The sequence below is a fragment of the Burkholderia arboris genome (assembly GCF_038723655.1).
GTDB lineage: Bacteria > Pseudomonadota > Gammaproteobacteria > Burkholderiales > Burkholderiaceae > Burkholderia > Burkholderia arboris.
This window is the reverse complement of the sequence record NZ_CP109822.1, coordinates 433795-449126: the sequence shown is the minus strand read 5'-3', so window position 1 is coordinate 449126 and position 15332 is coordinate 433795. Positions and strand designations below refer to the sequence as shown.

Annotated in this window: 13 protein-coding genes; 5 read left to right on the top strand and 8 right to left on the bottom strand. The window is 66.0% G+C overall.

From position 1 onward, the window contains the following. Positions 1-118 precede the first annotated feature (118 nt). Together OHZ10_RS19220 and OHZ10_RS19215 are read right to left on the bottom strand one after the other, a co-directional pair. Positions 119-862 carry a DUF3313 family protein gene (locus OHZ10_RS19220; RefSeq protein WP_174993994.1) on the bottom strand — a complete coding sequence of 248 codons (744 nt, stop codon included), beginning with the start codon at positions 860-862 and terminating at the stop codon, positions 119-121. 35 nt (positions 863-897) lie between these two features. Continuing rightward, positions 898-1632, bottom strand: a complete 735-nt coding sequence (locus tag OHZ10_RS19215) for a TetR/AcrR family transcriptional regulator (protein WP_342705561.1) — start codon at positions 1630-1632, stop codon at positions 898-900. A gap of 213 nt (positions 1633-1845) precedes the next feature. Between OHZ10_RS19215 and OHZ10_RS19210 the strand changes: the two genes are divergently transcribed. The 3 genes from OHZ10_RS19210 to OHZ10_RS19200 are packed head-to-tail and all read left to right on the top strand — an operon-like array spanning position 1846 to position 4315. Continuing rightward, positions 1846-3000: a glycosyltransferase gene (locus tag OHZ10_RS19210; RefSeq protein ID WP_342706016.1), complete on the top strand. Its 1155-nt coding sequence runs from the start codon at positions 1846-1848 to the stop codon at positions 2998-3000. Beyond that, a complete protein-coding gene (locus OHZ10_RS19205; RefSeq protein ID WP_342705560.1) occupies positions 2997-3557 on the top strand; it encodes a hypothetical protein in 561 nt (186 codons plus the stop codon). Before OHZ10_RS19210 ends, OHZ10_RS19205 begins: the two co-directional genes overlap by 4 nt. A 23-nt stretch (positions 3558-3580) precedes the next feature. Further along, positions 3581-4315: a polysaccharide deacetylase family protein gene (locus OHZ10_RS19200; protein ID WP_340625519.1), complete on the top strand. Its 735-nt coding sequence runs from the start codon at positions 3581-3583 to the stop codon at positions 4313-4315. A gap of 101 nt (positions 4316-4416) precedes the next feature. Here OHZ10_RS19200 and thrS read toward each other — a convergent pair whose 3' ends face one another. After that, a complete protein-coding gene (thrS, locus tag OHZ10_RS19195; protein ID WP_342705559.1) occupies positions 4417-5637 on the bottom strand; it encodes a threonine--tRNA ligase in 1221 nt (406 codons plus the stop codon). Between the two features lie 1061 nt (positions 5638-6698). Here thrS and OHZ10_RS19190 point away from each other — a divergent pair. Both OHZ10_RS19190 and OHZ10_RS19185 read left to right on the top strand, forming a co-directional pair. Beyond that, a complete protein-coding gene (locus OHZ10_RS19190) occupies positions 6699-6968 on the top strand; it encodes a hypothetical protein (protein ID WP_342705558.1) in 270 nt (89 codons plus the stop codon). A 259-nt stretch (positions 6969-7227) separates the two neighbouring features. Next, positions 7228-8151 (top strand): LysR family transcriptional regulator, encoded by a 924-nt coding sequence (locus OHZ10_RS19185; RefSeq protein WP_342705557.1) that lies wholly within the window; start codon positions 7228-7230, stop codon positions 8149-8151. Between the two features lie 469 nt (positions 8152-8620). On the opposite strand, the gene OHZ10_RS19180 is transcribed toward OHZ10_RS19185, so the two are convergent. From OHZ10_RS19180 to metC, 5 genes are all read right to left on the bottom strand, one after another. After that, entirely contained in the window at positions 8621-9781 is a 1161-nt protein-coding gene (locus tag OHZ10_RS19180; protein ID WP_059238122.1) for a mandelate racemase/muconate lactonizing enzyme family protein, read from the bottom strand. 63 nt (positions 9782-9844) lie between these two features. Beyond that, complete coding sequence (locus tag OHZ10_RS19175) at positions 9845-11035, bottom strand: benzoate/H(+) symporter BenE family transporter (protein WP_059238123.1); 1191 nt, start codon at positions 11033-11035, stop codon at positions 9845-9847. A 37-nt stretch (positions 11036-11072) separates the two neighbouring features. Next, positions 11073-12695 carry a glutamate--cysteine ligase gene (gene gshA, locus OHZ10_RS19170; protein WP_174994021.1) on the bottom strand — a complete coding sequence of 541 codons (1623 nt, stop codon included), beginning with the start codon at positions 12693-12695 and terminating at the stop codon, positions 11073-11075. A 69-nt stretch (positions 12696-12764) separates the two neighbouring features. Then, positions 12765-14081 carry an LLM class flavin-dependent oxidoreductase gene (locus OHZ10_RS19165; RefSeq protein ID WP_059238127.1) on the bottom strand — a complete coding sequence of 439 codons (1317 nt, stop codon included), beginning with the start codon at positions 14079-14081 and terminating at the stop codon, positions 12765-12767. Positions 14082-14141: 60 nt separating this feature from the next. Then, complete coding sequence (metC, locus tag OHZ10_RS19160; RefSeq protein ID WP_342705556.1) at positions 14142-15332, bottom strand: cystathionine beta-lyase; 1191 nt, start codon at positions 15330-15332, stop codon at positions 14142-14144.

Genomic DNA, 15332 nt, shown 5'->3' with positions numbered 1-15332 from the left:
GTCCGGATGTCGTCGTAAAAGGCGGGTTTGTCGCGATCCGGCCCGCTTCCTGTGGGGCCGGATGCCGGGGAATGCAGGCGGATCAGGCAGGGAACGGCGCGGCAGGCCCGTGGATGCGTCAGGGCGCGGGGGCCCGGCCGAACTGTGCGAGAAAGTCCGCCGCCTCGGCGGCAAACCGTTGCGCGAGCGCGCGCGCATGACCGGTGCGCTGGAAGCTGCCCATCAAATCCCGTGCGCCGCCATCGTCGGCCAGCAGCAGCAACGCTTCCTGCCGGCGCGTGCGGCCATCGAGCGCTTCGACCTCGATCGACAGGCCGCCCGTGCTGACCGGCCACAAGATCAACGACGTCGTCACGATATTGAGCAGCGGCGACGCGTCGGCCACGCGCGTGATGCGAACGCGAACGGTGAGCGAGGGGCCGGCATCGCCGCTCGCCGGCGCGGCGAAGCGCTTGTGCAGTTCCGCTTCCAGGCTGTGCTGCAGCACATCCCGCACCGCCTGAACCTCGTCGGGTGACACGTCGGCCGATACGGACGGCGTGGCCTGCACCGACTCGACGACGACCCGCTCATAGCGGCCCAGATCGGCCGGCCGCGGCGGCACCGCCATGCCATGCTCGCCGCTTTTCACGAGCCCGCGATAGGACACCGCCTCGCCGGACTTCACCACCTCCGGCGGCGTCGCGCAGGCACCGAGCAGGAGGACGCACACGATCGGCAACAACCGGCTGCACCGTTTGAGCAAGCCTGCAAGCGCATGTATCCAATAATAAACGGAGTACTTCGTCTCGTTAATGAGCAAAAAAAACGACCCGGGCGGGCGGGCCGATGCGTGAACGACGTCGGGCGTCATTGTCTGCATGATGCGATGTTCCTCATGAAGGGCAGCGTGGGGTGTCAGGAAACCAGGACGTAGGTCCGGAAGAAGTCGCCGAGCGCGGCGGCCATGTGCTCGATGTCGCTCGCGGTCCCGAGGCTCTGGTCGAGCCACAGGCCGTTGAACAGCGAGAAGACGATGTTCGCGGCCCCGGCCGGATCCAACGATGGCCTGACCCAGCCATCGGCCTGGCCGCTCGCCAGCACGCGCGCGAACTCCCCGCGCAACTTCCGGTCGAGTGCGACGAAATCGGGACGGCGGTCGGCGTCGCGCGCAAGTTCGAGCCAGCTGTCGACACCGAGGCCGCCATCGGTCTGCCCCGTCATCCCGGCCAGTTCGTCGGCCGTGATGCGGGCGAGCCGCGTCAACCCTTCCCGGTTCAGAAAACGCTCGACATCCCGCGTATAGCGCTCGACCTCGGCCACGATGATCGCGTCGATCATCTCGCGCTTGTCGGCGAAGTAGCGGAACACCGCGCCCGCGCTCATGTCGGCCGCCGCGCAAATATCTTCGGTGCGCGCGCCGTGGAACCCCTTGGCCTTGAAGACTCGGGCGGCCGCGGCAAGGACCTGCTCCCGGCGCTGCCGATGAAGGTTTTCGTTGCGTGTGCGAGCCATGCTTGCAGAGATAACCGGACTAATTCGTCGCATTATATGGAAAGCGCCCGTCGAGATCAAATCCCGGGGGCACATCTTCCAGTCTGGTTCACCGGAGATCGTCACGCCGGTGGCGACACGATCAAGCGATCGCGACACATTTTCACAAAGATGCGCAGACCTCGACACTACGGCACGTAAACGATATGTAATATTTGGAAATGTTTCGCCTTGACGCCATCCCTTGACGTCAATGCGCGATCCAGAGCCGGAAATGCAGCACCGTGTTCGAGTCATTGCTCCCATCAGGCTGAGTCGTTCATTTCATCAGGATTCCTTTGAAGTGAGCGATCGAGAAAAAACGGCATCGTGATGAACATTCTGTACACCAACTTCCACGGCGATTACGGCGGCGGCCAGGACACCTACGTCCGCGATCTCGCCGTCGCGATGAGCCGCCATCACAGCGTGACCGTCGCGTCGCCGGAGGGGAGCCGCCTGTCGCGACTGTTGAAGGACAGTCCCGGCGTGGCCATCTTCGACATGGAATTCAAGCCGCGCTGGAACCGGCTCTGCCAGGAAATCGTCCGGCTGCGCCAGCGGATCGTCGCCGAGCGCTTCGACGTCATCCACGTCAACGGGTCCGCCGATCACCGGCAGGTGATGCTGGCGCTGCTCGGGTGCCGGTACCGGCCCGCGGTCGTGCTGACCAAGCACAACACCTATCGCGCCGACAGCTTCGGCAACCAGTTGCGCGCCCGGCTGGCCACCGACCACACGATCGCGGTCAGCGACTACGTCGCGAGCATGCTCGCGCTGCGCTCGCCGTATGGAAACGTGACGGTGGTCAAGCACGGCGTGCGCCGGCCGGCTGCCGAACGGCTGGCGGGCGACGAGCTCCGCCGCCGCAAGATCGCGCTGTTCGGGTCGTCCGGTGCGGATGCGATCGTGCTGGGCAGCAGCGCCGGCACTGCGCCGGAAAAAGGCTGGATGGATCTGATCGCGGCGCTCGGCCGCCTGCCCGAACCCGAGCGCGATCGGTTTCGCGTACTGCTGGTCGGCGCGGAGCCCTCCGGCGAGCAACGCGAGCAGATCGCGCGGCACGGCATGGCGTCGCGCACCGCCTTCACCGGACGGCTCGACGACGTACGGACACCGTTCTCGATCATCGACGTGTCGTTCGTCCTGTCGTACCACGAGAGCCTGTCGTACGCGTGCCGCGAAGCGATGTCGCTCGGCTGCCCGGCCATCGTGACGCGCGTGGGCGGGCTGCCCGAGAACGTCGAGCCGGGCGTGGACGGGTGGGTCGTCCCGCCGCGCGAGCCCAAAGCGATCGAGGCGATCCTGCGCGCGATCGTGCGGGAACCAGGCTGCGTTCGCGCCATGGGGCGCAGCGCGCGGCTGAAAGGCAAGCACGAATTCTCGTTCGACAAATTCGTCGAGGCGACCTTGTCCGTCTATCAGAACTCGATTCGACACAACCCCTATCGCTGGGTGACATCCCTGGGAACCACGAAATGGCAATGAATATCTGGAAGAAGTACTGGGATCTGCGCACGCAGGAATGCCCGTGCGACGTGCACTTCGTCGAATGGCTGGAATCCGTGCGCCTCAAGGGCGTGCGCATCTATCACTTCGGCACCGGCGGCCATCACCATGTCGGCGTCGAATGCGCGCGGCCGCACCTGAACAACACCGTCTTCGGCGTGACGGCGTCGCCGAAGGAATACAAATCGTATGTCGATCTCGTCACGCGGCAACCCGAGGTGAGCAAGACCTATCTCGCGTATTTCGGCGACATCTACACGAGCAATTCGGGCCTGCTGCCGACATTCGACGTCGTCACGCTGTTCCATCTGTGCGAATTCCGCGACGAGTCGAACAGCCGCTACGGCGCGAAGACCGACGAAGAGGTGCTCGACCTGTTCGCACGCCATACCACGCCCAACGGCCACCTGCTGTTCTACAAGGGTTCGTCGGCGTACCGGAAGGCCGAGCCGATCATTGCGCAATGGGCGGCGAATGCCGATTTCGTCGAGGTCGGCGACTTCAAGACCCTGCGGATTTTCCGCAAGGCCGCGTAACCCCGCTTTCCCGCGATCCGCCGATGCTTGCGCGCACCCCACGCTATCCGATCCTGATGTATCACCAGATCCGCCCGCTGCCGCCGCCGCCCGACCGGCTGCGCGGCCTGAGCGTCGCCCCCGACGCGTTCCGCCGCCAGATGACGCTGTTCAAGCGGCTCGGCTACCGCGGTGTGAGCGTGCGCGAACTCCAGCCGTACCTGCGCGGGGAGCGCAAGGGCAAGGTCTTCGGCATTTCGTTCGATGACGGCTTCCTCAACGTGCTGACGCACGCGATGCCCGTGCTGGACGCGCTCGGGTTCACCGCGACCTGCTACTTCGTCGCCGGCCGGTTCGGCGGGGCGAACGACTGGGACGCAGATGCCCATACGGCACGCTCGCCGCTGATGACGCGCGAGGATATGCTCGCGTGGCGCGATCACGGCCATGAAATCGGCTCGCATACGCTGGATCACGTCGCGCTGTCGTATGTGCCGACGCCCGTATCGGACTTCCAGCTGACCGAATCGAAGCGGCAACTCGAAATGCTGAGCGGCCAGCGTGTCGAATCGTTCTGCTATCCGTACGGCGACCTGGACGCGCGCGTGCGCGACCAGGTCATGGACGCCGGGTACGGCAACGCGACGACCACCCGGCGCGGATGTGCCAGCGCGGCCGACGATCCGTTTCTGCTGCCGCGGATTCCGGTGGCGGGCGGAGTCGGGGCCGTGCGGCTGTGGTTCAAGTGTGCGAGCGGGCGGTTCCGAAGGACCCGGTAGCATGCGCCGCCTCCGGCGTACCCGCCGGAACACGGCCCACCTGCCGACACTCCGATACCCGTCCATGCCGCGACGACACATGGACGGGCTCCGCCGTCCGCTCAAACCGGCGGACGAAACACGCGCGTCGCTGACGGCGCGCGTGCCTGCTGCTTCAGGTAAGCCAGCGCATCGTCGAGCTTCAGCACGTGCTGCTCCCCGCCTCTCGTCCGCAACGACACCTCGCCGGCGAGCGCCTCCTTCCGCCCCGTTACCGCGACGATCGGCGCGGCCAACTCCCGCGCATCGAAGATCTTGCGTGGCAAGCGTTCCGAACGAAAATCCCGCAGCACCCGGCAACCGATTTCTTCGAAGGCGAACGCCGTATCGTCGGCAAACGCGCGGTCGCCCTCCCCGATGTTCGCGACGACGATCTGATCCGGCGCCAGCCACGTCGGCAGCCACCCTTCATAGTGCTCGAGCAGAATCCCGATGAACCGTTCGAGGCTCCCGAGCACCGCGTGATGCAACATGACGGGCGTGGCCTTCGCACCGTCCTCCGCAACATAGGTTGCGCCGAGCCGCTCCGGCAACACGAAGTCGAGCTGAATCGTTCCGCACTGCCACTTCCGCCCCTGACGGTCGAGCAAATGAAACTCGAGTTTGGGGCCGTAGAACGCGCCTTCGCCCGCCAGGACCGCGAAATCCAGGCCCGCCGCTCGCGCAGCGGACGCCAGCATCGCTTCCGCGCGATCCCACACCGCATCGTCGCCGGCTCGAAGCGCCGGCCGCGTCGACAGCGCCACGTCGAATCCGTCGAACCCGAAGTCTGCGTAGATCGTCTTCAGCAGCATGCAGAAGCGCGCCACTTCGGCCTCGACCTGATCGGGCATGCACAGCACGTGGGCGTCGTCCTGCGTGAACGCACGGGCACGCATGAGGCCGTGCAATGCCCCCGACGGCTCCGCCCGGTGAACCGCGCCGAACTCCGCATACCGGACCGGCAGATCGCGATACGAACGCGTGCCTTTCCTGAAAACCTGTACATGGCCCGGGCAGCTCATCGGCTTCAGGCAGTATGGCTTGCTGTCGCTCTCGAGCGAAAACATGTTTCGCCCGAACTTCTCCCAATGACCGCTCTGCTCCCATAGCTCGCGCGAGACAATCTGAGGTGTCCTGACTTCTGCGAAGCCGGCCTGCCGCATCCGGACACGAATATATTCCTCGACGACGCGAAAAAGGATCATGCCGCGCGGATGCCAGAAAATGGCACCCGGGCTTTCATCCTGCTGGTGAAACAGATCGAGCCTGTTGCCAAGCACTCGATGATCGAAATCGTCCATCACGTTCTCCGTTGACGTCAGGTGCCGGTCGAACGGAGCATGAAAAAAGCCCCGTCCGTTTCCGGCGGGGCTTCTGGGGATGATCGACGCATGGATCTACGACGTGCAACCTCCCCCCAGCCCGCCATTGGCGGTCGTGGTGGTGGTCGTGGTGGTCGTGACGAAACGTGCGTTCATGCGATGAATCTAGTCAACCTCGTGCCGCCTGTCAATCAGGCGTTCGAATTTACCCGAATGAATCGCGTCGCACGATCGCGCTGCGCCGGCGATCCGCTGCACCGGACCGCAAGCAGTCACCCGGAAGGGCGACGCCCGTCGGCACTTGCGCCGACGCTGCCTCCGTTCCGACCAGTTTGGTCATCCCGCTGATCACGCCGACGTGATCCTTCGGCACCCGATCCGCGGCCACCCAGCAACCCGCCGCGACCGTGGCGGGAACACAGGCCGGGCAGATCCGGCGCGAAACCCGCGAGGCTGGCGGTATCGGTTCCGACATGAACAGGGAACAGCAGTCGACGGATATCACGAGTAGACGCAGGGGCAGAACAGGCTCGCCCAGAGAAAGTAGCGTCAAAAACTACAAGCTGAAATAAATGCTGCCGGGGCTTCCAGCAGGCAGCGCGACGTGAACGTCAATCGAACAAAGCAGATGTTCGGAGCGAATGCCAACGGCAGCGACTATGACGTCGCGGCAGAAATAGCCCTCGAAGCGGCTCGCCAAAATTCACTCGTGTGGGCATGGATTAGTGAGCGTATCGATAACGATATCAGAGCGAGAAACAGCACAAGTCAATCCGCAAACCCAAGCCCGGACCAATCCGTGAGTCAGCTTTCTGATCGTTCTGGGCGCGCGAGCCTCTTTCAACTCGTGTGTCGACCTTTGATGAGCAAGTCGTTTCAGAAGGGCGCACTGAAGACCTGCTGTGTTACGTCACAGCGCTCAATAACAGGTACAGCGGGATAGCGGCGGATACACCCGTCGCGAGCATACAAAATGGCGACTAGCCAACACGGGTTGCCGGCGCGGACGCGAGCGAAGTTTGCCTGCCTGAGGACAACGCTTGGCCCGGCTCACACAGGACGCCCCCGAAGTGCTTTCCTTCGATTTGACCGTCGATGGGACGCTCGTCTCTATCGTCACCTGGATGGGCCGCATCTGGAAAAATACCCAACTCGTCGTGCTGCTCGCGCGAGATTCTCGTCAGCCGCCCTGCCTTGGCATTCAGTCGGCTGGAACCACCGATAAGATTCCGCTGCCCATTACCGCCCTCACGACCATGAAAATCGCCGCTTCTCGAAGAGGGCTAAAATCAGATCGCCGAGTTAGGTAAAATCCCACTTGTGTCCGCTCACTCGTCACATCAAGGTGATGAAAAATAATCAAACAGACCGAGGCGCGCTCTTCCTGAATGACAACGCGATACCAGGCTGCTACGAGACCATCATTCGCGAGAATTACAGAGTGGAAGGGGATATCGGGTGCCTTCAAAGGGCAGTCTGCCCATTTTCGACATGCGGACCGGAAAACCCACGCGCTAGATACCGCTTGTCCAATATATTGTTCATCGCTATTAGTCGCATTTCACGAGAATGTTCAATTCCCCTCCCGATCTACGCCAGTGGTACTACTTCGTGGCAGTTGCTGAAGAGCGGCACTTCGGCCGCGCGGCCGTGCGTCTTTCAATCACCCAACCTCCCCTCTCACAGGCAATTCGTTCCCTGGAGCGGGAACTCGGCGTCGTTTTATTTGCGCGCACGAACCGAACGGTTGCACTCACCCCGGTCGGCGAAGCGTTGCTCCCCGAGGCGCGCAAACTGCTCGCTGAGGCTGAAGCGCTTCCGCGACTCGCGCAGAGCCTCGCGCGCGGCGAAACCGGGAAACTGTCATTCGCATTTGTTTCCATTGCCGATTACGGGCTCCTGCCATCGCTGCTACGCGAATTCGGCGCCCGCTATCCGCTAGTGCGGCTGCAACTCACCGAAGCGACAAGCGACGTTCAAATCGACGCGCTGGTCGCAGGCCGCATCGACGCGGGCCTGATTATCCCGCCAGTATCGCCGCGCTACGCGGCTGAAATATCGTATTTTCCGGTCTTGAGCGAACCACTCGTGCTCGCGATGCCGGCCGGCGCGTCGAACGCACCCGAGGACGTACCCATTCATCTGCCAGACGTCGCAGCGCTTCCGCTCGTGATTTTCCCGCGGCATCTCGCACCGGCTTTCTACGACACCATTATGGAGTGCTACAGTTCTGCCGGCGTCGTTCCTCGCATTGGTCAAGAAGCGATCCAGATGCAAACAATCGTCAGTCTCGTTTCCGCCGGCATGGGCGTCGCCCTGGTTCCGCAATCGCTTCGCAACTTGCGACGCACGGGCGTCGTCTATCGCCCTCTGGCACACGGGCCATCCATCGTTGAAACGGGTCTTGTGTGGCGGAAAGACGATATCGGGCACGTCCTCGCCAGCTTCATCAACATCGTGCGAACCCTCGCACCTCAAACGAGACAAAATTAATCCCGAGAACGGTCAACGCTCGAGACCGATTCGCCATCCGCTCACGGCTCGACCATCCATACGCGCGTCAATACGCGCGCTCGAGTTGCTCGGTCATTTAAAGCGTCGGGCATGCTCGTCCATTTGTCGGCGCCGTCGCATCCGATCGAAAAGACCGCTTGCTCGTCCATCTTCCGGGTAGAAACGCAGCACCCCGTCCGGTAGCCGGCCAACCAAGCATGGCATCCGTTGCCAACGCAAACAAAGAAGCCCCGCGTATCGGGGCTCCGTCCCACCAGTCGGATCCACGCTGGATCACACTTGCAACGCCTACGTGAGCGCGCTCAATGCAGCCCCCGCGGCACTTCGCCGAGCGTCGGGTGCGCGTGGATCGTGCCGCCGATGTCGTCCACCGGCACACTCACCTCCGGCAACTGCAAGCGCATCGCAGCCTGTCCGCGCACCGCGGCGGGCACGCACCGGCCGCCGGTCAGGCCTTGCCGTGCCCCAGCGATCCGGGGCCGGACGAAAATTCGCGCACGCCGTCGCGATTGATGCCGAAGCCGAGGCCCGGCGCATCCGGCAGCGCCAGCGTGCCGTCCTGCTCGGCCGGCAGGCCGGTAAACAGGTTCCGGCAGATCTCCACCGCGACAACGTGCCACTCGACCGACCCGCCGTTCGCGAGCCCGCCGTGCAGGTGCATGTTGTGGAACGGGAACGTGCCGCCGTTGTCGATCGGCACGCCGAACGCCTGCGCGAGCGCGGCCGCACGCGCCGCGACCGAAAAGCCGCCGCACACGCATACGTTGGGCTGCAGGATGTCGACGGACTCGTTCACGAGGAAATCGCGGAACCGGAACAACTGCCCCTCGCTCTGCCCGGTCGCGACCGGAATGCCGCCGCGTTTTCTCAGGTCGGCGAGCTTGACGGGATCGTTGTCGGCAATCGGCTCCTCGAAAAAGCCGATGTCGCAGTCGGCCACGCGCTCGGCGAGCCGCAGCGCGTGATAGTGGTCGAGCCCGCAATTCGCGTCGATGTAGATTTCCGCGGCATCGCCCACCGCATCGCGGACGGCCCGCACGCGCGCCACGTCGTCAGCGACGACCTGGTCGAGCGGCCGGCCTTCGTTGCGGCGCGCCAGCGCGTGATAGCCGACGATCATCTTGATGCGTCGGTGCCCGGCGCCGACGAGCGCGCGCGCGGCATGCGTCAGCTCTGCGCGCTCGAGCGACGCGAAGCCGAACGTCGTGTACAGCGGCACCACCGGGCGCGCGCCGCCGAGCATTTTCCATACCGGCATGCCGGCGATCTTGCCGATCGCGTCCCAGACCGCGATGTCGATCGCGGAGATCACGTGCCCCGCGTAGCCGGTCTGCCCGCGCGGGCACAGCAGCCAGTAAAGCTTGTCGAGAATCCGCTCGCGCTCGACGACGTTCATCCCGACCAGGTTCGGCGCGGCAACGTGATCGATCGCGGCGGCCACGACCGCTTCGTCGGTGATCGCCGTGAAGCCGTGGCCGGTCACGCCCTGCGACGTCTCGATTTCGACGATGACGCCCGACAGCTTGCCGGACAACCGGACACCGGCGATCTCGGCGTCGCCGCGCGCGAACACCGGCGTCGCGGTCATTTTCACGATGGTGTGCTGCATGTCTGCTCCGTTTTGTTTTGATGAGTGCAACAGGACTTCGTCAGGCCGCGCGCTCGCGCGGCATCACCGGCTCTGCGCGCGACGCAGCACGAACGTGACGCCGATGCCGGTCAGCAACCCCCAGAACGCGCCGCCGATGCCGAAGAACGCGTGGCCGGCGATCGTCACGAGGAAGGTCAGGATCGCGGCTTCGCGCGCCTCCTTGTCGGTGAATGCGTTGAGCAGCGCGCCGCCGAGCGCGTTCATCAGCGCGAGGCCCGCAACGGCCTCGATGATGATCGGCGGTGCGACCGCGATGAAGAGCGTCGCCGCGCTCGCGGCCAGCCCGTACACGATGTACGCGGCGCCGCACACGATGCCCGCCCAGTAGCGGCGCGATTCGTCGGGGCCGGCCTCGTCGCCCGCGCACAGCGCGGCGGTGATCGCGGCCAGCCCGATCGGCGGTGCGCCGAACGGCGCCGCCAGCAGGCTGCACAGCCCCGTGGCGGCGAACAGCCGCGACGCTTCGGGCCGGTAGCCGTTCACGTTGAGCACCGCGACGCCCGGAATGTTTTGCGACGCCATCGTCACGATGAACAGCGGCACGGCGACGCTCATCATCGTCTCCGCCGAGAACACCGGCGCGACGAGCGCGAGATGCGGCATCATGCCGTCCGCACCGATGCCTCCCGTCTTTGCGATGAACGCGATCACGATCAGTGTCGCGACTGCCGCGCACGGCACCGCGAGGATCTTGCGGATCCGCATCATGACGACCCAGACGAGCAGGATCGGCGCGACGACCAGCGGGTACCGCGCGAGCGCATGCACCGGTGCGACGCACAGGTTCAGGATGATCCCGGCGAGCATCGCGTTCGCGATCGGCAACGGGATCTTCGAGATCGCGCGGCCGAGCGGCTTCCACAGCCCGGCCAGCGTCAGCAGCACGCCGGTCAGCACCAGTGCCCCGACCGCCGCCGGATAGCCGCCTTTCACCGCGCCCAGGCCGAGCAGCAGCGCGGCACCGGGCGTCGACCACGCGACGCTGACGGGCATCCGGGTCCGGACGCTGAGCACGATGCCGGCCAGCCCCATCACGATCGACACGGCCATCAGGCCCGACGCGGCCTGCGCGCGCGTCGCGCCGACGTTCGTCAGCGCATTCACGATCAGCGTGAATGTCGACGCGAACCCGACGAACGACGCCAGCGCGCCTGCGCCGGCCGCGCGTGCCGAGAACCCGCGTTCGGTTTTCATTTCCGCGATACTGCTCATCTGTCCTCCGTGGAATGGATTCGGTACAGCAGCGGCCTCATCGCGCGTCGCGCGCCGGCTCGCCGCACTCCTGGTTCAGCGTTCCCGCGTGATACGCGGCGAGGAACGCGTCGAAATTGCCGATCTGCGTGCGTTCCAGATCGGCCTGGCGGCTCAGCGACTCGGCCGCCGTCGCATCGAATCGCGCCTTCAGGTCAGCCGGCAGCGGCCGCGCGCGGAAGTCCCCGGTATGCGTACGCGACTGCCGCATCCCGAACGCAAAGCACGCGCCGCGCGGGTCGTCGCGCAACGTGTGCAGCGCGTCGAGCACAAGTGCCGACGGCGTCGCCCGCGGATCGTCGAGCTTCGCGTATTGCGCATCGAGCGCCGCGGTCGTGCGCGTGTCGCCGCGCTGGAGATCCAGCACACCGGCCGCCTCGTGAACGCGTGCGAGCAGTTCGTGCGCCCAGGTGCGCAGCGCAACGCGTTCGCCGCCGCGCTGCAGTTCGAGCCCCGGGCGCCGGCCCTCCCGTGCAACCGTCGCGAAATTGCGCCGGCACGTGTCCTGTTCGGCATCCGTGAAGCACGGGCTGTCGTCGAGCGCGCAGAACAGCAGGAATGCGTCGACGAAGCGCAACGTCGTCTCCGCTACGCCGTGCGGTGCAAACGGATCGATATCGAGGCACCGCACTTCGACGTACTCGACGCCGCGGCCGCGCAACGCATCGAGCGGCCGTTCACCGCTGCGCACCGTGCGTTTCGGGCGAATCGCCGAATAGAACTCGTTCTCCATCTGCAGCAGGTGCGTGCTGAGCTGCAGCCACTCGCCATCGCGCTTCGCACCGATCGCCTGGTACTCGGGACACGGCTGCGCGACGGCCCGCGCGAGCCCTTCCAGATAGGCCGGCAATGTGTCGAGGCACGGCGCGAACGCGCCCTGCACCCGGTTCTGGTAACCGAGGTCGCTCATGCGCAGGCTCGTCGCGTACGGCCGGTACAGCGTCTGTGCATCGAACGTGTCGAGGTCGTGCAGGTCGCCCGCGACGAAGCCCGCGCACAACGCCGGCGACGCACCGAACAGGTACAGCAGCAGCCAGCCGTAGCGGTGGAAATTGCGGATCAGCGCGAAATAGCCGGCCGAACGCGCGTCGTGCCCGTCGCGGCCGGCCGGCGTGCGCCCGTCGCGCAGCAGCGGCCACACGGCATCCGCGAGCGAATAGTTGTAGTGAATCCCGGCGATGCACTGCATCGCCTTGCCATAGCGGAACGCGAGCCCGCGCCGGTACACGTGCTTCAGGATGCCGAGGTTCGACGTGCCGTACCACGCGATCGGAATGCGGCGATCGTCGTCGAGCGGACACGGCATCGACTGGCTCCACAGCAGCTCGTCGCCGATCGCATCGCACGCGTAGCGATGCAGCTCGTCGAGCCGCTCGATCACGTCGGCGGCGTCGTGCTGCGGCGGCGTGACGAACTCGAGCAGCGGCTCCGCATAGTCGGTCGTGATCGACGGGTGCGTGAGCGCCGCGCCGAGCGCGCGCGGATGCTGCGTCATCGCGAGCCGGCCGGCGGCATCGACGCGCAGCGTCTCGCGCTCGACGCCGCACAGCCCGTGGCCGAGCAACGGCAGGTGGGCCGCGTCGCTCAGCACGCCCAGCCGGCGGCGATAGGTCGTCGTCATCCACGTGTGTCTGGGTGAAGCTTCATGGGTCATTACGGTCTCCCGTCACGAAATCGGATGCGGCGCCGCTCAGTCGAGCGGGCTCTTCGGCCGCGGCAGGCCGATGTTCTCGCGCAGCGTCGCGCCTTCGTAGCGCGTGCGGAACAGGCCACGCCGCTGCAGCTCGGGCACCACCATCGTCACGAAGTCGTCATAGCCGTCGGGCACCGTGTAGAACACGACGATGAAGCCGTCGCATGCCTCCGTCATCAGCCACTCCTCCATCTGGTCGGCGATTTCCGACGCCGTGCCGACCATTTCGCCGGTGCCGGATTCGGCTGCCCGCTTCGCAAGCTCGCGCACCGTCAGCCCCTCGCGACGCGCCAGCGCCGCCCATTCGCGCTGGTTGCCCTGCCCTTGTTCGGTATGCGGCAGCTCAGGCAACGGCTTGTCGGGATCGAATTTCGAGCAGTCGACGCCGAGCCGGATCGACAGGTTCGGAATGTTGCTGTCGACGTGCACGAGATCGTCCATGTAGCGCTTCTTCGCCAGCGCCTCGGCACGCGTGCGGCCGACGTACACCTGGTTCGCGGGCAAGACCTTCAGATGGTCGGGATTGCGTCCGGCCGCGACCGCGCGCGACTTCACGTCGCGATAGAACGCGCGGCCCGTCTCGATGCTGCGTGCGTTGCCGAACACGAGATCGGCCGATCGCGCGGCCATGTCGCGCGCCTCCTCGGACGCCCCGGCGAGCGCGATCACCGGCCAGCCCTGGACCGGCCGCGCAACGTTGAGCGGCCCCTTCACCGAGAAGAACTTGCCCTTGTGGTTGAGCGGCCGGATCCGGTCGAGATCGGAGAACACACCGGCTTCCTTGTCCATCACCAGCGCATGATCGGACCAGCCGTCCCACAGCCCCGTCACGACCTGGAAGAACTCTTCCGCGCGCTCGTAGCGTTCCGCGTGCCGCAACGCCGTCTCGAGCCCGAAATTGAGCGCGGCTTCCGGATTGACGGTCGTGACGATGTTCCAGCCCGCGCGCCCGCCGCTCAGGTGATCGAGCGACGCGAAACGGCGTGCGAGCAGGTACGGATCCTCGTAGCTCGTCGTGCCGGTCGCGATCAGGCCGATGCGGTCGGTGCACGCGGCGATCGCCGACAGCATCACGAGCGGGTCGTACGACGTAATCGTGCCGCTGCGCTTGAGTGCGTTCGGCGGCATCGGCATCACCGCCAGATGGTCGGCCGTGAAGACCGCGTCGAAGCATGCGTGCTCGAGCTTCTGCGCAAGCGACCGGATGATCGGCCAGTTGAAATTTGCGAGCGTCGGCGCGCTGGGATGCCGCCACCACGCGGTGTGCAGGCAGATCGGTCGCATGAATCCACCCAGGCAGAGTTGCTTCGTCATACGGGGTTCCTCGTCGTCGGAATGGGGCGCAATGCGTGCGGGCCGCGCGCGGCGGGCCCGTCAGCGCGCGTCGTTGAAGCGGGCGAAACCGGCCTCCAGATCGCCGATCAGGTCGTCGGCGTTTTCGAGACCGATGTGAAAGCGCACGCACGGGCCGCCCGGATCCCAGTGCGTCGCGGTGCGGTAGGCCGAGCAGTCGAACGGCATCGCGAGGCTTTCGTAGCCGCCCCACGAATAGCCGAGCCCGAAATAGGCCAGCCCTTCGAGCAACGCGGCGACGGCCTGCGCGGGTGCCGGCCGCAGCACGACGGAGAACAGCCCGGTCGCGCCACTGAAGTCGCGCGCCCACAGCGCATGGCCGGGATCGTCCTCGAGCGCCGGATAACACACCCGCCGCACTTCCGGGCGGGCCGCGAGCCAGCGCGCCACGCGCAGCGCATTCGCCTGGTGCTGGCGAATCCGCACGCCGAGCGTGCGCACCCCCCGCAGCGCGAGAAACGCATCGTCCGAGCCGATGCACTGCCCCGTGTCGCGCTGGTACTGCTCGAGCGCGGGCAGCGCGCGCGCCGACGCCGACACCATGCCGATCATCACGTCGGCATGGCCGGCGAGATACTTGGTGCCGGCCTGGATCACGAGATCGGCGCCGTGCGCAAACGCATCGAAGAACAGCGGCGTCGCCCACGTGTTGTCGAACAGCACCACCAGCCCGCGGTCGTGCGCGAGTGCGGCGAGCGCAGGCACGTCGCACATCTCCATGCTCTGCGACGCGGGCGCTTCGAGATACAGCGCGCGCGTGTTCGGCCGGATCAGCGCGGCGAGCGTGTCGACCGACGCGCACGGATCGAAGTACGTAGTCTCGATGCCCGCGCGCCGCAGCACGCCGTCGCACAGCTGCCGGGCCGGCCGGTACACCGCGTCCGTCATCAGCAGATGGTCGCCAGCCGACAGGCACGACGACAGCGCGGTCGTGATCGCGGCGAGCCCCGACGGGCACAGCACCACGCCGGCGCCGTGATCGAGCGCAAGCACCGCGTCCTGCAGCGCGGCGGTCGTCGGCGTGCCGCGCCGGCCGTAAACGTATGGCTGCGTGTAGCCGAGCAGATCGGCCACGCTGGGCGCGAGCACGGTCGAGCCGCGATAGACGGGCGGATTGACGAAGCCGTGATGCGCGGCCGGCGCGCGGCCGCCCGTGACGAGCACGGTGTCGACCTGCGCGTCGGCTGCCGGACGGATCGGGGCGGGCCGCAT